This is a genomic window from Rhizobacter sp. P2_G4, from assembly GCF_056403575.1.
The window spans coordinates 339,186-358,904 of the sequence record NZ_JBFUFG010000003.1 but is presented as its reverse complement, the minus strand read 5'-3'; the positions used below and the strand labels follow the sequence as shown (position 1 = coordinate 358,904).

Annotated in this window: 16 protein-coding genes; 12 read left to right on the top strand and 4 right to left on the bottom strand. The window is 64.6% G+C overall.

The genetic code is table 11. The features are described from left to right. Positions 1-2: 2 nt before the first annotated feature. Positions 3-1,673 carry an alpha-glucosidase gene (locus tag AC1DYS_RS14540; RefSeq protein WP_477900253.1) on the bottom strand — a complete coding sequence of 557 codons (1,671 nt, stop codon included), beginning with the start codon at positions 1,671-1,673 and terminating at the stop codon, positions 3-5. A gap of 197 nt (positions 1,674-1,870) precedes the next feature. Between AC1DYS_RS14540 and glk the strand changes: the two genes are divergently transcribed. Continuing rightward, positions 1,871-2,824 (top strand): glucokinase, encoded by a 954-nt coding sequence (glk, locus tag AC1DYS_RS14535; protein ID WP_477900842.1) that lies wholly within the window; start codon positions 1,871-1,873, stop codon positions 2,822-2,824. On the opposite strand, the gene fabI is transcribed toward glk, so the two are convergent. Next, positions 2,825-3,607 (bottom strand): enoyl-ACP reductase FabI, encoded by a 783-nt coding sequence (gene fabI, locus AC1DYS_RS14530; protein WP_477900251.1) that lies wholly within the window; start codon positions 3,605-3,607, stop codon positions 2,825-2,827. Between the two features lie 85 nt (positions 3,608-3,692). Beyond that, positions 3,693-4,331 (bottom strand): response regulator, encoded by a 639-nt coding sequence (locus AC1DYS_RS14525; RefSeq protein WP_477900249.1) that lies wholly within the window; start codon positions 4,329-4,331, stop codon positions 3,693-3,695. A 396-nt stretch (positions 4,332-4,727) separates the two neighbouring features. Between AC1DYS_RS14525 and rimP the strand changes: the two genes are divergently transcribed. The 11 genes from rimP (at position 4,728) to dusA (ending at position 18,840) form a co-directional block, all read left to right on the top strand. Further along, positions 4,728-5,276, top strand: a complete 549-nt coding sequence (gene rimP / locus AC1DYS_RS14520) for a ribosome maturation factor RimP (protein WP_477900247.1) — start codon at positions 4,728-4,730, stop codon at positions 5,274-5,276. Continuing rightward, a complete protein-coding gene (gene nusA, locus AC1DYS_RS14515) occupies positions 5,273-6,751 on the top strand; it encodes a transcription termination factor NusA (protein WP_047496088.1) in 1,479 nt (492 codons plus the stop codon). The genes rimP and nusA overlap by 4 nt, the downstream gene beginning before the upstream one ends. 58 nt (positions 6,752-6,809) lie before the next feature. Continuing rightward, a complete protein-coding gene (gene infB / locus AC1DYS_RS14510) occupies positions 6,810-9,674 on the top strand; it encodes a translation initiation factor IF-2 (protein ID WP_477900245.1) in 2,865 nt (954 codons plus the stop codon). Between the two features lie 78 nt (positions 9,675-9,752). Continuing rightward, positions 9,753-10,118 (top strand): 30S ribosome-binding factor RbfA, encoded by a 366-nt coding sequence (rbfA, locus tag AC1DYS_RS14505; RefSeq protein WP_047496082.1) that lies wholly within the window; start codon positions 9,753-9,755, stop codon positions 10,116-10,118. After that, positions 10,118-11,071, top strand: a complete 954-nt coding sequence (gene truB, locus AC1DYS_RS14500; protein ID WP_477900242.1) for a tRNA pseudouridine(55) synthase TruB — start codon at positions 10,118-10,120, stop codon at positions 11,069-11,071. Before rbfA ends, truB begins: the two co-directional genes overlap by 1 nt. Beyond that, positions 11,068-12,897 carry a translational GTPase TypA gene (gene typA / locus AC1DYS_RS14495; RefSeq protein ID WP_047496076.1) on the top strand — a complete coding sequence of 610 codons (1,830 nt, stop codon included), beginning with the start codon at positions 11,068-11,070 and terminating at the stop codon, positions 12,895-12,897. Before truB ends, typA begins: the two co-directional genes overlap by 4 nt. Before the next feature lie 10 nt (positions 12,898-12,907). Further along, positions 12,908-13,825, top strand: coding sequence for a DMT family transporter (locus AC1DYS_RS14490; protein WP_477900240.1), 918 nt, complete (start codon positions 12,908-12,910; stop codon positions 13,823-13,825). A 106-nt stretch (positions 13,826-13,931) separates the two neighbouring features. After that, a complete protein-coding gene (locus AC1DYS_RS14485) occupies positions 13,932-14,714 on the top strand; it encodes an alpha/beta fold hydrolase (protein WP_477900238.1) in 783 nt (260 codons plus the stop codon). Positions 14,715-14,813: 99 nt separating this feature from the next. Then, on the top strand, positions 14,814-16,184 hold the full coding sequence (locus AC1DYS_RS14480) for a class II fumarate hydratase (RefSeq protein ID WP_477900840.1): 1,371 nt from the start codon (positions 14,814-14,816) through the stop codon (positions 16,182-16,184). Between the two features lie 98 nt (positions 16,185-16,282). After that, complete coding sequence (locus AC1DYS_RS14475) at positions 16,283-17,764, top strand: hypothetical protein (protein WP_477900236.1); 1,482 nt, start codon at positions 16,283-16,285, stop codon at positions 17,762-17,764. Between the two features lie 131 nt (positions 17,765-17,895). Further along, on the top strand, positions 17,896-18,840 hold the full coding sequence (gene dusA / locus AC1DYS_RS14470; protein ID WP_477900838.1) for a tRNA dihydrouridine(20/20a) synthase DusA: 945 nt from the start codon (positions 17,896-17,898) through the stop codon (positions 18,838-18,840). Here the strand turns inward: dusA and AC1DYS_RS14465 are convergent. Then, positions 18,784-19,719 (bottom strand): DMT family transporter, encoded by a 936-nt coding sequence (locus AC1DYS_RS14465; RefSeq protein ID WP_477900234.1) that lies wholly within the window; start codon positions 19,717-19,719, stop codon positions 18,784-18,786. The two genes, dusA and AC1DYS_RS14465, sit on opposite strands and share 57 nt — an antisense overlap.

Here is a 19,719-nt window from a genome sequence, read left to right as displayed (position 1 = left end):
GCTCAGGCGACGTTGGCTTCGCCGAAATACGCACCGTGGGCCGGCAGCTCGATGCGGTTGCCATGGCGTGTGCCCTCGAGCGCACCGTCGAAGCCGTGGCCATGCAGCGCGACGCTGGGCGGTGCCGAGGCCAGGTTGAACGACACCGGCTTGCTGCCCAGGTTGAACACTGCCAGCACCGTTGGCCCGGCATCGCCGGCGATCGGCGTGCGCAGCAGGGCCAGCACCGGCTCGGGCGCGTTGAAGAAGCGGATGTCGCCGGTGACGAGCGCACGCTGCGTCTTGCGCCAGGGCATGAATCGGCGATAGAAGTGCAGCACCGAATCGGCCTGCGCTTCGTTCACGTCGACGGCGTTGGCGGCATGCTCGGGCGGCACCGGCAGCCACGGTTCCACCTTGCCCCCGTTGCTGAAACCGGCGTGCGGCTGCGTGCTGATCCACGGCATGGGGGTGCGGCAACCGTCGCGGCCCTTGRATTCGGGCCAGAAGGTGATGCCATAGGGGTCTTGCAGCTTGTCGAAGGGAATGTCGGCCTCGGTCAGCGCAAGTTCATCGCCCTGGTAGATGCAGGCGCTGCCGCGCAGGCTCAGGAGCATCGCCAGAATCACCTTCGCGTAATTCGGCGACGCACCTGGGCCGCCCCAGCGCGACTGGACGCGCGCCACATCGTGGTTGCCGAACGACCAGCAACCCCAGCCGTCGGCGATCTGTTCTTCGAGCTCTTCGACCTGCTGGCGGATGTAGGCCGCGCTGTGCTCGGCGGTGAGCAGGTTGAAGCTGTAGGCCATGTGCAGCTTGTTGCCGCCGCTGGTGTACGCGGCCATGGCCTTGATCGATTCGTCGTCGCCGATCTCGCCGACGCTCTTGGCACCGTATTCATCGAGCAGGCTGCGAATGCGCTCCAGGTATGGAATGTTCTCCGGCTGGGTCTTGTCGTACAGGTGGCGCTGGTAGCCGTAAGGGTTGCCGGCCGAGACCGTGGTGGTGTCGCGCTGGGCGGCTGGCGGGTTGTCGCGCAGCTGCTGGTCGTGGAAGTGGAAGATGCAGGCATCGAAACGGAAGCCATCGACGCCACGCTCGAGCCAGAAGCGGATGTCGTCGAGGAGCTGCTGCTGCACCTGCGTGTTGTGGAAGTTCAGGTCGGGCTGGCTGGCGAGAAAGTTGTGCAGGTAGTACTGGCGGCGGCGCGAATCCCACTGCCATGCCGAGCCGCCGAACACGCTGAGCCAGTTGTTCGGCGGTGTGCCATCCGGCTTGGGCTCCGCCCAGACGTACCAGTCGGCCAGCGGGTTGTCGCGGCTGCCGCGGCTTTGCTTGAACCAGTCGTGCTGGTCGGATGTATGCGAGAGCACTTGGTCGATCACCACCTTCAGGCCCAGCTCGTGGGCGCGGGCGATGAGGCGGTCGAAGTCGGCCAGGTTGCCGAACAGCGGGTCGACGTCACGGTAGTCGGCGATGTCGTAGCCGAAATCCCGCATCGGCGACTTGAAGAAGGGCGAGATCCAGATCGCATCGACACCCAGGCTGGCCACGTAGGGCAGCTTGTCCAGGATGCCGGGCAGGTCGCCGACGCCATCGCCATTGCTATCGGCAAAACTGCGCGGGTAGATCTGGTAGATCACGCCACCGCGCGACCAGTCGGTGGTGGAGGCTGGGAGGGTTCGTTTGTTCATGAAGTAGCTTGACTACAAATTCCGTACGCTTCTGGCGAGGCAGACGGCACTTTAGTGGCCGAGTCGCTTCAGGAATCAGCGGGTTTCCCCTGTCGTCGATCCATGTTCCGGTGCTTCTCTGATCACCTCAGTGGACGTAATTGCCTGGGCGTCGTACAGTTTTGGTTTGTAGTTTGCATACAGGATCGGTTTTGACAGTGACCCACACCTATCCCCGCCTGCTGGGCGACATTGGCGGCACCAACGCGCGCTTTGCCTGGCAGCAAGAGGCCGGCGCTGCGCTGGCCGACATCGCAACCTACCCCTGCGCCGATTACGAATCGCTGCTGCTGGCGATGCAGCACTACCTGCGCGTGCATGCCAAACCGGCGCCGCGCTGGTGCGCCATCGGCATCGCCAACCCGGTGGACGGCGATCGCATCAAGATGACGAACCACGATTGGTCGTTCTCGATCGCCGAGGTTCAAAAGGGCCTGGGCGCCGACCGTTTTCTCGTGATCAACGACTTCACCGCGCTGGCGATGGCCTTGCCGGTGCTGACCGAGGCGGACCTGATGCAAGTGGGCGGCGGAGCGCCGGTGGCTGGTGCGCCGCTCGCGTTGCTAGGCGCCGGGACCGGACTCGGCGTATCAGGACTGTTGAAGGGCAAAGTGCCTTTGGGCGGTGAAGGCGGGCACGTGACACTGTCGGGCGTGGACGACCTGGAAGATGCCATCGTCCGGGCGTTGCGCCTGCGCTTTGGCCACGCCTCTGCAGAGCGGGCGCTGTCAGGGCCGGGGCTCGTGAATCTGTACGAAGCGTCGTGTGCAGTCGCCGGGGTGGCGGTGAAGCCGCGTACCGCGGCCGAGGTGGCCTCGCTCGCCGAAGCCGGCACCGACCCGCAATGCGTTCAGGCGGAAGCGCTGTTCTTCAGCTTTCTCGGCACGCTGGCGGGCAACCTGGCCTTGTCGCTGGGCGCGCGGGGCGGCGTCTACATCGGCGGGGGCATCGTGCCGAAGATGGGCCGGCGCATCTTCGATTCCAGCTTTCGCGAGCGCTTCGAGGCCAAGGGGCGCTTTCGCGCTTACCTGGCATCGATTCCGATCTTCGTGGTCAATGCAAAAGTGCCGCCGGCGCTCGTCGGCGCCACACGGGCGCTCGACGAGCTGTGATCAGGCGTCCGACGAGCCCATCACCTGGCTGAAGCCGCCGTCGACATAGGTGATCTCGGCGCTGATGCCGGCCGCCAAGTCGGACAGCAAGAAGGCGGCGGCGTTGCCCACGTCGTCGATCGTCACGTTGCGGCGGATCGGGGCGGTGGCGGCGAACGCGGCTTGCAGCTTGCCGAAGTCCTTGATGCCTGAGGCTGCCAGCGTCTTGATCGGCCCGGCGGAGATGCCGTTCACCCGAATGCCCTTGGCGCCCAGGCTTTGCGCCAGGTAACGCACGCTGGCTTCGAGCGAGGCCTTGGCCAGGCCCATGGTGTTGTAGTTGGGCACGAAGCGCATGGCGCCGAGGTAGGTCAGCGTCAGCAGTGCAGCGCCCGGGCGCAGGTGGGGCAGGGCGGCCTTGGCCATGGCCGGGAAGCTATAGGCCGATATGTCGTGCGCAATGCGGAAGTTCTCGCGCGTCATGCCATCGAGAAAATCGCCCGCGATGGCTTCGCGCGGGGCAAAGCCGATGGAGTGCACGAAGCCGTCGAACTGCGGCCAAGCTTCGCCGAGCTGTTTGAAGGCGGCGTCGATCTGCTCGTCGCTGCCGACATCGCAATCGAGCACCAGCTTGGAGCCGAACTCGGCGGCGAAATCGATGATGCGTTCACGGAAGCGTTCGCCGACGTAGCTGAAGGCGAGCTCGGCGCCTTCACGGTGGCAGGCGCGGGCGATGCCGTAGGCGATCGAGCGATTGTTCAGAACGCCGGTGATGAGGAAGCGTTTACCGGCCAGGAATCCCATGCTGTCTCCGAGCTGTTGAAGTGAGCCGCGATTCTGGCACGGTGACGCCGCCGAAGTGCCCGGCAAAGCACTGCTGGCAGATGGTTCAACCGGCGTCGGTCAAGCCGTGCTGCACGCAGTACTTGGTCAACTCGACGTTGTTCTTCCAGCCTGTCTTCTCGAAGATGCGCGACCGGTAGGTGCCGATGGTCTTGACCGAGAGGTTCATCATGTTGGCCATCATGGCTGGCGTCTTGCCGGCGGCGATCAGCACCATGACCCGGTGCTCCTGGGTCGACAGCGCGTCGTGCGGGGCGTTTGTCGATGAGCGGCCGCCGAGAAGGTCGACCAGGTGGTCCGCCGTGGACTCGGTGACGTAGCGCTGGCCCTCGCTGATGCGCTGCAGTGCCGTGACCAGTTCATCGCCCGCCCGGTTCTTTGGCAGGTAGCCGGAAACCCCCATTTTCAGAAGGCGAGCCGCGAAGGCCGACTCCACATTGAAGCTCAGCACCAGGATGGGGACGCCGTTCGACACCTGCTGCATCCGGGCCACACCTTCGGTCCCTGAGGAGTCGGGCAGGCCCAGGTCGAGGATCACGATCTTGGGCTGGAAAGCCACGAACTTCTGGCATCCCTCTTCGAGGGTCTGCGCTTCCTCGACCTCGGAGTCGGGCCATGCGCCTTTGATCAATTGGCGAACGCCCAGTCTCATGATGGGGTGGTCATCGACGATCAGGACTCTCATGCGGCTTCCCCATGACTGGGTCGTTGATATCGAGCTGGCTTTTCGCAAGCTGGCCGGTGGCCGAGGCGACATGTTAGTGAACGCCGCGGCACATACAAGTCGCACGTCGGGGGATACCCGCCATAAAGGAAGGGCACCTATCGCTGCGGGACAAGGCGCCACATGAGAAAGGCCGAGTGCTTGTATTGCTTGGGCTAACTCAGCGCGCTACAATGCGTTTTTCGCAAGAAAACTGCATGGGCGGATTCTTCCAGCCCTTTTTTTTTGCTTGATCGACTTTGCGGTGGTGCCCCTGTCATGAGCTTTCGTGACGATCTGACGGGGGAGCAAGCAGGCCTGAGCAAGCTGATCAGGGCCTGATGCTTAGGCCAAGTGCAAAGTGGACAACAGCAAAGCGTGAACTGGCAAAACGTCGTTGAAAACACCGTGACCGGTCTCGGTTACGACCTGGTGGAGTGCGAGCGCAGCCCCAAGGGTCTGTTGCGCGTGTACATCGACCGCGTGGCCAACGATCCGTCGGGTGAGTACATCGTTGTCGAAGACTGCGAGAAGGTGACGCGGCAGCTTCAGCACGTGCTCGAAGTCGAGGGTTGCGCGTACGAGCGACTGGAAGTGTCGTCGCCCGGGCTGGACCGGCCGTTGAAGAAGCCGGCTGACTACCAGCGCTTTGCGGGGCAGGAGATCGAACTGAGTTTGAAGCTGGCTTTCCAGGGTCGCAAGCACTACCGCGGCGTTCTGGAGGCGCAGCCTGAAGGTTGGCGCCTGGTGCTGAAAAGTGACACCAAAGGCAAGGCTGACCAGGCGCTGGATTTTTCGCTCGAAGAAGTAAAGGAGGCCCGCTTGGTGCCCGTGGTGGATTTCAAAGGCCGGCGCTTCTTGCCGGCTGAGCAACCCCAAGGTGACACCGCGACGGCTGATGATGTTGACGGAGATCGCAAGCAATGAATCGTGAACTGCTGATGCTGGTAGACGCCATCTCGCGCGAAAAGAGCGTGGATCGCGAAGTCGTGTTCAACGCCGTCGAGGCAGCCCTGGCTTCGGCCAGCAAGAAGCTGCATGGCGGTGAGGTCGACATCCGCGTGACCATCGACCGAGAGAGCGGCGAATACGAGACTTTCCGCCGCTGGCACGTGGTGCCGAACGAGGCCGGGTTGCAGTTGCCCGATTCGGAGATCCTGCTGTTCGAAGCGCAGGAGCAGATTCCCGACATCGAAGTCGACGATTACATCGAAGAGCCGGTCGAGTCCGTGACGATCGGCCGCATCGGTGCGCAAGCCGCCAAGCAGGTCATCCTGCAGAAGATTCGCGACGCCGAGCGTGAACAGCTGTTGACCGATTTCCTCTCGCGTGGCGACAAGATCTTTGTTGGCACCGTCAAGCGCCTGGACAAGGGCGACGTGATCGTCGAGTCCGGCCGTGTCGAAGGTCGCCTCAAGCGCAGCGAGATGATCCCGAAGGAAAACCTGCGCTCCGGTGACCGCGTTCGCGCCTTCATCGCCGAAGTCGACCCCACACTGCGCGGCCCGCAGATCGTGCTGTCGCGCAGCGCCCCGGGGTTCATGATCGAACTCTTCGCTCAAGAAGTGCCCGAGATCGAGCAAGGCCTGCTCGAGATCAAGTCGTGTGCCCGTGACCCGGGTTCGCGCGCCAAGATCGCCGTGGTCTCGCACGACAAGCGCGTCGACCCCATCGGTACCTGCGTCGGCGTGCGAGGTTCGCGCGTCAACGCCGTGACCAACGAATTGGCAGGCGAGCGTGTCGACATCGTCTTGTGGTCTGAAGATCCGGCCCAATTTGTGATTGGTGCGCTGGCCCCGGCCAACGTGCAGTCGATCGTGGTCGATGAAGAGCGCCATGCCATGGACGTGGTGGTCGACGAGGAAAACCTCGCCATCGCCATCGGCCGCGGCGGCCAGAACGTTCGCCTTGCGTCCGAGATGACCGGCTGGCGCATCAACATCATGACGGCCGAAGAGTCGAGCGCCAAGCAGAGCGAAGAGTCCGACAGCGTGCGCAAGCTGTTCGTCGAGAAGCTCGACGTCGATGCTGAAGTGGCCGACATCCTGATTGCCGAAGGCTTCAGCAGCCTCGAAGAAGTGGCCTACGTCCCGATGCAGGAAATGCTCGAGATCGAAGGCTTCGACGAGGACACCGTCAACGAGCTGCGCACCCGCGCCAAGGACGCGCTGCTCACGATGGAAATCGTGCGCGAAGAGAAGGTCGACGACGTCTCGCAAAACCTGCGTGATCTCGAAGGCCTGAGCCCTGCGCTGATCGCCAAGCTGACCGATGGCGGCGTCAACACCCGCGATGACCTGGCCGACCTCGCCGTCGACGAGCTCACCGAAATCACCGGCGTTGGCGAAGAAGAAGCCAAGGCTTTGATCATGAAGGCTCGGGAACATTGGTTCACGACTTGAGATTGCCCAAAATTCAGTACCGCAGCAGCACCGTAAGTACCAAGCAAGGACATCCACAATGGCTGTGACCACCGTCGCCCAGTTAGCCGCCGAGCTCAACCGCTCTGCCGCGGCGCTGCTCGAGCAGCTCCAGTCGGCCGGCGTCGCCAAGAAGTCGACCGACGACGCGCTGACCGAGTCCGACAAGGAGCGGCTGCTCGACTTTCTGCGTACCGCGCACGGCACGGCTGCCGGCGGCGAGCGCAAGAAGATCACGCTCACCCGCAAGTCGACCAGCGAGATCAAGCAGGCTGACTCCAGCGGCAAGGCGCGCACCATCCAGGTGGAAGTGCGCAAGAAGCGCACCTTCGTCAAGCGCGACGAGACTGCCCCTGAAGAGCCAGCTGAACCCGCCGTGGACGAAGCCGCTCTGCAACAGCGTCAGGCCGAAGCCCAGGCTCAGGCCGAACTTCTGCGCCAGCAAGAAGCTGAACTGGCCGAGAAGCGCCGCCTGCGCGAAGAGCAGGAACAGCGCGACCGCGAAGCTGCGGAAGCCCGCCAGCGTGAAGCCGCCGAAGCGGCTGCGAAGGCGATTGCCGACGCCGCTGCTGCGGAAGCTGCTTCGGGCAGCGCCGCCAAGAAGGCCGAAGCCGCAGCTGCCGCTCAAGTTGCAGCGCCTGCCGCTACGCCCGCTGCTGCACCCGTCGAACCCGCCAAGCCCGCGTTGCGCGTGATCAAGGCGGCCGATGTGGTCGACGAAGAGAAGCAGCGCGCCGCCGATCTGGCCAAGCGCCGCAAGGCGGCTGAAGACGAAGCGCAAGCCATCCGCGCGATGATGAATGCGCCCAAGCGCGTGCTCCAGGCCAAGAAGCCCGAAGAAGCGCCCAAGGCGGCCGAGGCTGGCAAGGAAGGCATCAAAGGCACGATCCACAAGCCGACCGCGGCTCCTGGCGCTCCGGCTGCACCGGGCACGGTTGCCAAACCCGGCGACAAGAAGTCGATCAAGTCCGAGAAGCTCTCATCGAGCTGGGCCGACGACGCCGCGAAGAAGCGCGCCGTCAAGGGCCGCACCGACGCCCCCGGCGGTGCGAGCGCGCGCCCGGGCTGGCGTGCACCTCGCGGTGGCCGCCGTGGCGACCGCAACGACAGCAACACCTCCACCTTCGTGGCGCCGGTCGAGCAGCAGGTGCAAGAAGTGCACGTGCCCGAGACCATCAGTGTGGCCGACCTGGCCCACAAGATGTCGGTGAAGGCCTCCGAGGTCATCAAGCAATTGATGAAGCTGGGCCAGATGGTCACCATCAACCAGCAGCTCGACCAAGAGACCGCGATGATCCTGGTCGAGGAAATGGGCCACAAGGCGTTCGCGGCCAAGCTCGACGACCCCGATGCCTTCCTGGAAGAAGACAACGCCGCCGAAGCGCAGTACGAAGTGCTGCCGCGCGCGCCGGTCGTGACCGTCATGGGCCACGTCGACCACGGAAAGACCTCGCTGCTCGACTACATCCGCCGGGCCCGTGTGGCTGCTGGTGAGGCGGGTGGTATCACGCAGCACATCGGCGCTTATCACGTTGACACGCCGCGCGGCATGATCACCTTCCTCGACACCCCGGGCCACGCGGCGTTTACCGCCATGCGTGCCCGTGGTGCCAAGGCCACCGACATCGTCATCCTGGTGGTGGCTGCCGACGACGGCGTGATGCCGCAGACCAAGGAAGCGATCCACCATGCCAAGGCGGCGGGCGTGCCCATCGTCGTGGCCATGAACAAGATCGACAAGCCCGAAGCCAATGCCGAGCGCGTGAAGAGCGAGCTGGTGGCCGAGCAGGTCGTGCCTGAAGAGTTCGGTGGTGATTCCCCCTTCGTGCCGGTGTCGGCCAAAACCGGGCAGGGCGTTGATGCGTTGCTCGAGCAGGTGCTGCTGCAAGCCGAAGTGCTGGAACTCAAGGCGGCCAAGGACGCACCGGCCAAGGGCCTGGTGATCGAGGCTCAGCTCGACAAGGGCCGCGGACCAGTCGCCACCGTGCTGGTGCAGTCAGGCACGCTCAAGCGTGGTGACGTGGTGCTGGCCGGTTCTAGCTACGGCCGCGTACGCGCCATGCTGGATGAAAACGGCAAGCCGTGTACCGAAGCCGGACCATCGTTGCCGGTCGAGATCCAGGGCCTGACCGACGTGCCGCAAGCTGGCGACGAATTCATGGTGCTGAGCGACGAACGCCGCGCCCGTGAAATCGCCACCTTCCGCCAAGGCAAGTACCGCGATGTGAAGCTGGCCAAGCAGCAGGCCGCCAAGCTGGAGAACATGTTCGAGAACATGGGCGAAGGCCAGGCGCAGACGCTGGCGCTGATCATCAAGGCCGACGTGCAAGGCTCGCAGGAAGCCTTGGTCCAGTCGCTGCTGAAGCTCAGCACCGACGAAGTCAAGGTGCAGGTCGTTCATGCTGCCGTCGGTGGCATCAGCGAATCCGACATCAACCTTGCGATTGCCTCCAAGGCCGTCATCATCGGCTTCAACACGCGGGCCGATGCCGGCGCGCGCAAGCTGGCTGAGAACAACGGCGTCGATCTGCGCTACTACAACATCATCTATGACGCCGTGGATGAAGTGAAGGCAGCGATGACCGGCATGCTGGCACCCGAGCAGCGCGAAGAGGTCATCGGCACGGCCGAGATCCGCACGGTGTTCGTGGCCTCCAAGATCGGTACGGTGGCAGGCTCCATGGTCACCGCCGGCATCGTCCGTCGCAACGCGCGCTTCCGCCTGCTGCGCGAGAACGTGGTCGTGTACACCGGTGAAGTCGAATCGGTTCGCCGCCTGAAAGACGACGTTCGTGAAGTCGCTGCCGGCTTCGAGTGCGGTATCAAGCTGAAGAACTACAACGACATCAAGGAAGGTGATCAGTTGGAATTCTTCGAATTGAAGGAAGTGGCCCGAACGCTGTAAGGCGGATTTGCCCTCGCATGCAAACCCCGCCCTCTCAAAGAAGGCGGGGTTTGTTGTTTGCAGGGCCCTGGAACAACCATGCGACACAAACGCTCCATCCCCAACCGCGGTTTCCGCATCGCCGACCAGATCCAGCGTGACTTGGCCGAGCTGATCCGCGATCTGAAGGATCCGCGCATCGGGTTGATCACGCTGCAGGCGGTGGAAGTCACGCCCGACTACGCCCATGCCAAGGTGTTCTTCTCTCTGCTGGTCGGCGACGTGCAAGAGTGCACCACAGCGTTGAACGAAGCCGCAGGCTTCTTGCGCAACGGCTTGTTCAAGCGCCTGCAGATCCACACCGTGCCGACGCTGCATTTCGAGTTCGACCGCACCACCGAGCGCGCGGCCGAACTCAGTGCGCTGATTCAGCAAGCGAACTCAACTCGCGCCAAAGAAGATTGATGAACACCGTTCGTCCTCGCATCCCCCGGCGCGCCGTTCACGGCGTGCTCTTGCTCGACAAGCCGCTCGGCCTGTCGAGCAATGATGCGTTGCAGAAGGCGAAGCGCCTGTTCCGCGCGGAGAAGGCCGGCCACACCGGCACACTCGATCCGCTGGCCACGGGGCTGCTGCCGCTGTGCTTTGGCGCGGCCACCAAGTTTTCCCAGATCAGCCTGGACGCCGACAAGACCTACCGCGCCACGCTGAAGCTGGGCGTGAAGACGAGCACCGCCGACGCCGAAGGCGATGTCGTGCAGCAGCGGGACGTAAACGTCACGCGCGAGCAGATCGAAGCGGCTTGTCGGCAGTTCACCGGCACCATCGACCAGCTGCCGCCCATGCATTCCGCCCTCAAGCGCGACGGCAAGGCGTTGTATGAATACGCCCGCGCCGGGATCGAGGTCGAACGTGAAGTCCGCCGCATCACGATTCATGACATTGCCATCATCGGCTGGCAACATGATGAATTGACCATCGATGTTCGCTGCAGCAAGGGCACCTACATCCGTACGCTGGCCGAAGACATCGGCGAGGCGCTCGCTTGCGGTGCGCACCTGAGCGCATTGCGCCGCACCGCCAGCGGCCCACTGACCCTCGATGCGACGTTCACGCTGGAGCAGTTGACCGCCATGAGCGAAGCCGAGCGCGACAACAAGCTGCTGCAGGCCGACACCTTGCTGGCCGATTGGCCGGTGGTGCGCCTGGACGACGAAGGCGCCGGCCGGTTCCTGAGCGGCGTGCGCCGCCGCCTGCCGCTTGCCGACGCACCGCGTGTGCGCGTCTATGGCCCGCAGCCGAAAGCATTCTTGGGGAGCGGCCACATCGCGGCCGGCGAACTGATTTCAACCAGGCTCTTGAGCCCGCTGGAGGTGCAAGGCCTCCTGAATACAGAAACCGCAGAGAGCAACGTATGACCCGACAGATCCGCAACATCGCCATCATCGCCCACGTCGACCATGGCAAGACCACCATGGTGGACCAACTGCTGCGCCAGAGCGGCACCTTCGCCGAGCACGAGAAGGTCGTCGATACGGTGATGGACAACAACGCCATCGAGCGTGAACGGGGCATCACGATCCTGGCCAAGAACTGCGCGGTGAGCTGGGAAGGCACGCACATCAACATCGTCGACACCCCCGGGCACGCGGACTTCGGCGGCGAAGTGGAACGTGCGCTGTCGATGGTCGACGGCGTGGTGCTGCTGATCGATGCGCAAGAAGGCCCGATGCCGCAGACGCGCTTCGTGACCAAGAAGGCGCTGGCCCTGGGCCTCAAGCCCATCGTCGTGGTCAACAAGGTCGACAAGCCCGGCGCCAAGCCCGACGCCGTCATCAACGCCGCGTTCGACTTGTTCGACAAGCTCGGCGCCAACGACGAGCAACTCGACTTCCCGGTGGTCTACGCCTCCGGCATCAACGGCTGGACCTCGCTGACCGAAGGCGCTCCGGGCGAACAGTGGGGCCCCGACATGTCGGCCCTGTTCAACACCATCCTGAAGCACGTGCCGCCGAACACTGGCGACCCGGCCGCATCGCTGCAACTGCAGATTTCGGCACTCGATTTCTCGACCTTCGTTGGCCGCATCGGTGTGGGCCGCATCAGCCAAGGCACGGTGAAGCCCTCGATGGAGGTGCTGGTGATGGAAGGCCCCGATGGCAAGTCCGTCAAGGGTCGCGTTAACCAGGTGCTGACCTTCCAGGGTCTGGACCGCGTGCAGGTCACCGAAGCCGGCCCGGGCGACATCGTGCTGATCAACGGCCTTGAAGACATCGGTATCGGCGTCACCGTCACCAGCCCCGCCAACCCGGCGCCGCTGCCGATGCTGAAGGTCGACGAGCCGACGCTGACGATGAACTTCTGCGTTAACACCAGCCCGCTGGCCGGTCGCGAAGGCAAGTACGTCACCAGCCGCCAGATCTGGGACCGTCTGCAGAAGGAACTGCAAAGCAACGTCGCGCTGCGTGTCAGTGAGACCAGCGAAGACGGCATTTTTGAAGTGATGGGTCGCGGTGAACTTCACCTGACCATCCTGCTGGAAAACATGCGCCGCGAAGGCTACGAGCTGGCCGTCAGCAAGCCGCGCGTCGTGTTCCACGACGTGGACGGCGTGAAGCACGAGCCGATCGAGCTGGTGACGGCCGACATCGAAGAAGCTCACCAGGGTGGCGTGATGCAGGCCCTCGGCGAGCGCAAGGGCGAGCTGGTGAACATGGAGCCGGACGGCCGAGGCCGCGTGCGCCTCGAGTACCGCATTCCGGCGCGTGGCCTGATCGGCTTTGCCAACGAGTTCATGAACCTGACGCGCGGTTCGGGCCTCATCAGCAACATCTTCGACGGTTACGAGGCGCACAAGGGTGAGATCGCCGGCCGCAAGAACGGCGTGCTGATCTCGATGGACGCGGGTGAAATCTTCACCTATGCCCTGGGCAAGCTGGATGACCGTGGTCGCATGTTCGTGAAGCCGAACGACCCGGTCTACGAAGGCATGATCGTCGGCATCCACAGCCGCGACAACGACCTCGTGGTCAACGCGACGCGCACCAAGCAGCTGACGAACTTCCGCGTCTCCGGCAAGGAAGACGCGATCAAGATCACACCGCCGATCGACCTCACGCTGGAATACGGCGTCGAGTTCATCGACGACGACGAGCTGGTCGAGATCACGCCGAAGAGCATCCGCGTGCGCAAGCGCCACCTGTCGGAGCACGATCGCAAGAAGGCCGCACGCGACGCGGCCTGACCTGCCGGGCATGGCCGGGCAGTCGTCGCCTGCGTCTCTGACCCATGGGCGCGCAGTCGCGCTCATGGTGCTCGTCACGCTGATGTGGAGCATCGCCGGCGTCGTCACGCGCCACCTCGACTCGGCGCGCAGCTTCGAAGTGACCTTCTGGCGCGGCGCCTTCAACGTGCTGGGCCTCGGCCTTGCACTGCATTGGATGCGCGGCCCGGCGCTGTGGCGCGGCTTGCTGCGTTCGCCTTGGCCGGTGTGGGTGTCGGGCGTCTGCTGGTCGGTGATGTTCACCGCCTTCATGGTCGCGCTGACGCTCACGAGCGTCGCCAACGTGCTGATCACCATGGCGCTGGGGCCGCTGATCACGGCCTTGTTCTCGCGCCTGTTTCTGCGGCACCGCCTTACCGCACGCACCTGGTTGGCCATCGCCGTCGCCGGGGCCGGCATCACCTGGATGTTCGGCAACGGTGCGGGCGGTGGCGATGCGAATTCGGTGCTGGGCACGGCCGTGGCGCTTGCCGTGCCGATTGCCGCAGCGATCAACTGGACGGTGCTGCAGCATGTGAACCATGGCGATGCCGATGCGCACGACATGCTGCCCGCCGTGCTGATCGGGGCCATCATCTCGGCCTTGCTGGCCTTGCCTTTGGCCTACCCGTTCCAGGCGTCGGTGCACGACATCGGGTTGCTCGCGATGCTGGGCTTTGTGCAACTCGCGTTTCCCTGCCTGCTGGCCGTGCGGTTGAGCCGGGTGCTCTCGGCGCCAGAGTTGTCCCTGCTCGGACTGCTGGAAGTCATTTTCGGTGTGCTGTGGGCATGGGTCGGTGCAGGCGAGCCTCCGGGGCCGACTGCACTCACGGGCGGCGCGTTGGTCATCGGTGCCTTGGTGGCCAACGAACTGGCAGCTCTGCGCGAGCCGCGGCCGGTGCCGCGCTGAACGGGCCGAGGCGGCGCACTCTAGACCCGCACCTCCAGCAAATCGTCACACCTGCTGAGTACCATGGGGCATTGCCACCGATGGCCTGCAGTTGAGGCCCGTGACCATGCCCGGACAACTCGCGCGACACGACAACCAGAACAGCCAGGCCAAGGCCCCGAGCGCATTGCTGATGCTGCTGGAAGGCCGGGCGCCCTGGGAACTGGCCGCCATGCTGGCCGCAACCCCATTGCTCAACAAGCTGCCTGTGGGTGATGGCCACCCCGTGCTGGTGTTTCCCGGCCTCGGTGTGCCGGACGTGACCACGCTGCCGCTGCGCAACTTTCTGCGTGCCAAGGGCTACGAACCGCACACATGGGACCAAGGCTTCAACCTGGGCCCGCGCGAAGGCGTGCTGGACCGCTGCAATGCGCGTGCCGATGCGCTCTACAAGAAGTACCAGCGGCCGGTCAGCCTCGTCGGCTGGAGCCTCGGTGGCATCTATGCCCGAGAAGTTGCGAAGGCATTACCTCAACAGACGCGCTGCGTCGTGACCCTCGGCACACCCTTTGGCGGCAACCCACGTGCCAACAATGCGTGGTGGCTCTACGAGATGGTCAGCGGCCAGAAGCTGGCCGACGAGGCCGCGATGATTCAGCAGGTGCGCCAGGCGCCACCGGTACCGACCACATCGGTGTACTCGCGAACCGATGGCGTGGTCTCGTGGCAATGCAGCCTCAACGAAGCCTCTCCGCACACCGAGAACGTGCAGGTGCACGCCAGCCACTTCGGCATGGGCATGAACCCGCTCGCGCTTTATGTGCTGGCCGATCGGCTGGCGCAAGACCCGGCGCACTGGCAGCGCTTCAGCATCGACGGCAAGCGCAAGTGGTTCTTCAAGACCACGTAGACCGCAGCACAAAGGCCCAGGCCCGATACTCGTCCGCAGTGCCTCACACCTCGAGCGCATGAGGAGCAAGCTGTGAATTCGAGTTCGAGCAAGACGCGCATGGAGCGCGACAGCATGGGCCAGCTGGCCGTGCCGGCCGACGCCCTGTATGGCGCGCAAACGCAGCGCGCCGTCGAGAACTTTCCCGTCAGTGGGCAGCGCATGCCGGTCGCGTTCATCCGTTCGCTGCTGCTCGTGAAGCAAGCCGCTGCGTTGGCGAACTTGCGTCTGAAGCAGTTGCCTCAACCGGTCGGTGAAGCCATCGTCGAAGCCTGCCGCGAGTTGCTGGCGCAGAGCGATGCCGAGCGCATGGTTCATTTCCCGCTGGACATCTTCCAGACCGGCTCAGGCACCAGCAGCAACATGAACGCCAACGAGGTCATCGCCACGATGGCCAGCAAGGCGCTTGGCGAACCGGTGAGTGCCAATGACCACGTCAACGCGGGCCAGAGCAGCAACGACGCCATTCCGACGGCTCTGCACGTCAGCGCCGCACTCGAGCTGCATGAGCACCTGCTGCCTGCGCTCGACCACCTGGTGCTGGTCACGCGCCACAAGGCCGACAGCGTTCACCGCTACGTCAAGACCGGCCGCACGCACCTGATGGATGCGATGCCCGTGCGCATGAGCCAGGTGCTCGAAGGCTGGGCCCACCAGATCGAAGCGGGTGCCAAGCACGTGCGCCTGTTGATGCCGGCCTTGCAAGGCTTGGCACAAGGCGGCACGGCAGTCGGAACGGGCGTCAACGCCCATCCGCAATTTGCCCACAGCTTTGCCACCGAGCTCAGCGCACTGACCCAACTGGAGTTCAGGCCTGCCGACAACTTCTTCGCCGCCATGGGCTCGCAAGACACGGCCGTGGCGGTGTCGGGCCAGTTGAAGACCGTGGCGGTGTCGCTGATGAAAATCGCGAACGACCTGCGTTGGATGAACTCCGGTCCGCTCGCCGGCCTGGGCGAGATCGAACTCGAGGCGTTGCAGCCCGGTTCGTCCATCATGCCGGGCAAGGTGAACCCGGTGATCCCCGAAGCCGCGGCGATGGTGGCCGCGCAGGTGATCGGCAACGACGCCGCCATCACCATCGCCGGCCAGTCGGGCAACTTCGAACTCAATGTGATGCTGCCGCTGGTCGCGCACAACCTGCTCGGCAGCCTGCAGTTGCTCGGCAACGTGAGCCGGCTCCTGGCCGACAAGGCCATCGCCACCTTCACCGTCAACGAGGCCCGGATTCAGGAAGCCTTGGCGCGCAACCCGATCCTGGTGACGGCGCTGAACCCACTGATCGGCTATGCCAAGGCCGCCGAGATTGCCAAGCAGGCGTACCGCGAAGGGCGGCCGATTCTCGATGTGGCCGATGAGCAGACTGACCTGGGCCGCGAGCGCCTGGCCGAGTTGCTCGATCCAGAGAAGCTGACCGGCCACGGCAGCTGAAACGCCGCCACGTCTCAAGGGGCTCGTTGCTCCTTGAGACGTCGGCGCTTAAACCAAAGCAACCTGTGATGGGGTTGCCTTCTGATCCATCACCGTCCATGACAAGCATCTCTCACCCGTGCCAGCGCGTAGCGTTGGCCGTGGTTCTCTTCGTCCCATGCGTTGCGCTGGCCCAGGTTGGCACCACCGGCAAGCCATACACCGAATCATTGCCGACGTCCGTGATGTTCGGCTACGAGAGCGTGCGTCTACCGCATGGCGAGCGCATGGGACTGGTGGGCGGCTCGGTGCTGTTCGACATCGGCCGTGATTGGTACGCCGGCCCTGCGGTCTATGGTGCTGCGAGGGGAGAGCGTGGCGGTCTATTCGTTGGCGGTGTCGAACTGCAGCGGCGCTGGAGTCTGGCACCGGGATGGTCGGTGGGTACCGGGCTTTATGCGGGCGGCGGTGGCGGGGCAGATGCCCCGGTTGGTGGAGGCTTGATGCTGCGGCCTGCCGTCACCCTGCTGAAAGATCTGGGGCCCATGCAATGGGGTCTGTCTCTGTCGTCCGTGCGGTTCCCGAGCGGGCAGATCACCAGCAACCAGCTGGGGCTTGTTGTCGCATGGCGTGATCGCTTCGTGCATCTCACCGAGGCGGATGGCGGTCCTGCCACTTCGCAGGACTCGTCGACGGGGTTGGGCTTCGACCGCATGGCAATGACCGGGACGAGTTACCGATTCACGGACGGCAGCGGGCGCCACATCGGTCTGGCAGGGGCGCGCGCCGAACATCGCTCAACAAGTGATGGATTGGCCTGGGGTGTCGAAACAGCCGGTGCGGTAAAGGGCGACGCAGCCGGCTACATGGAGATTCTCGCCACGGGCGCGATCAGCACGGCGCTTCTGCCTTCTTTGCGCGTCGGTGCACGTGTCGGGGCAGGACTCGCGGGCGGCGGAGCTGTGCCCACCGCCGGCGGCGCGATCGGCAAGCTCGCCGGCACGATGGAATGGAGCCTCGCCCCCGGGTGGACCTTGGGCGGGGACTATGGCTGGGTGCGTTCGGCCAGCGGCGCGTTTCAAGCGCAGCAAGCCCAGGTCTGGCTGGGCATCGACCTCGAGCCGCGTCTCCATGGGCAAAGAGTTCCCGCAGGCAGTGTCGTGCGCACGGAATGGGTCGGCGTGCTCCAGCACTACGTTCGTGCCGAGCGACGCGACGGGACCAGTCGATCACTCGACACCATCGGCCTCAAGCTCAACCGCTACCTGAGCGACTCGGTCTACCTCAGCGGCCAGGCGCACAGCGCGTACGCGGGAGGCGCTGGGGCCTATTCGGTCGGCTTGGTCGGAGCCGGGCTCGTCACCAGCGCGAAAGCCCCGCTCCGTGCCGGCGTCGAAGTACTTGCCGGGGCAGCAGGCGGAGGCGGTGTCCGGACCAGCGGCGGAGCCATCGCGCAGGGCCTTCTCTGGGCGGGCTGGCAGCAATCGCCTCAAAGCGAGTGGAGGGCAGGCATCGGCTCCGTGCGCGGGTTGCAGGGCGGGCTGAACTCGCCGCTGATCGAACTGTCTTGGAGCCGTGCCTTCGGAATGGCCGGTCAGTGAACCCGGCCGATGCTGCTTGGGATAATGCCGCCCAAGGTGCGCATGCTTCGGCACCTTGCCGAAAACCCGATGTGCACTGGAACGTGGCCTTGAATCAAGACTTGAACCCCTGGAGGCTGTCCGTCGCCCCGATGATGGACTGGACCGATCGGCACTGCCGCTACTTCCACCGCCTTCTCACGCAGCACACGCGCCTGTACACCGAGATGGTGACGACGGGCGCGCTGCTGCATGGTGACGTGCCCCGCCACCTCGACTTCAACGGCCAGGAACATCCGGTAGCGCTCCAACTGGGTGGCAGCGAACCCGACGACTTGGCCGCCTGCGCCAAGCTGGGTGAAAAATGGGGTTACGACGAGATCAACCTGAACTGTGGCTGCCCGAGCGAGCGCGTGCAGCGCGGTGCTTTCGGCGCCTGCCTGATGGCCGAGCCGCAACTGGTGGCTGATGGCGTGAAGGCGATGCGCGACGCGGTGAGCATCCCGGTGACGGTGAAGCACCGCATCGGCATCGACCACACCGAGAGCTATGCGTTCGTGCGCGACTTCGTCGGCACCGTGGCCGCTGCGGGTTGCGAGGTGTTCATCGTGCATGCCCGCAATGCGTGGCTGAAAGGCCTGAGCCCGAAAGAGAACCGCGAAGTGCCGCCACTGCGATACGAGACGGTCTACCAATTGAAGCGCGACTTCCCTGAACTCACGATCGTGTTGAACGGTGGCGTGACGACCAACGACCAAGTCGCAGAACACCAGGCCCACATCGACGGGGTGATGCTTGGCCGCGAGGCGTATCACAACCCCTGGCGCATGGCCGATTGGGACGAGCGCTTCTTCGGCGGCGAGCCGTCAGCGCTGGACCGCGCCGGCGCCGAAGCGCTGATGGTGGATTACATGGAGCGGCAGGTTGCAACCGGCGAGCCGTGGTCACATGTCTCGCGCCACATGCTGGGCCTGTGGAACGGCACACCGGGCGCACGCAAGTGGCGCCAGGTGTGGTCGGACCACAAGCTCAAGGGCGTTTCACCGCGGGAGGTCTCGCGGCTCGCCCAGCGGCGCGAGCCTGCGCTCGCCGCTTGACGGCCAGGTTGCCAGCACCACGCCCGCCAGCGCGAGCGCAAACGCCGCTGCCTGCATCGGGCTGAAGCGCTCGCCGAGAAACACCACGCCGACCAGCGCGGCACTCACCGGCAGCAGCACGGTGAACACGCCGGCCGACGAGGCTGCGACGTGCTTGAGCCCCGTCATCCACAACCACACGGTGACCATGCTGGCGGCCAGCGAATAGAAGAGCAGCATCCACCACGACGGCATGTTGACGGCCGAGAAGTCGAAGCTCAGTGCCTGCCATACGCCGAGCGGCGTCACGAGCAACAGGCCCCACAGGTTGACCAGCGCACTGATGCGCTTGGCCGAGACCTGGCCGGTGAGCTTCTTGCCGATCACCACATAGCTCGACTCGCACACCACCGCGCAGAACAGCAGCACGTTGCCCAGCAGCGAGTTGGGGGCAGCGCCATCGGCATGCTTGGTGAACGACACCAGCGCGATGCCGCCCACCGCGCAGGCGATGCCCGCCGCCACCCGCGGTGCGATGCGTTCGCGCAGCAGCACCCACGACATCACCGCCACGACCGCGGGGATGGCCGCCATGATCACGCCCGCAGCCAACGCCGACGTGAGCGACACGCCGAACAGCATGCAGATCGAGAAGAGGAAGTTGCCGAAGAAGGATTCGAGGAACAGCAGCTTGCGATCGTGTGGGCTCAAGGGCACCTCGCCCGGCGTGCGCTTCACCCAGCCGGTCATGGCGACCGCGGCAATGCCGAAACGAAGCCAGGCGAGCAAGAACACGGGGAACACCAGCACCAGCAGCTTCGAGAAACCGACGTAGCTGCCGACCAGCGCCATGCTGCTGCCGAGGCAGAGGTAAGAGATCCAGGGAGAACGAGACTGCAT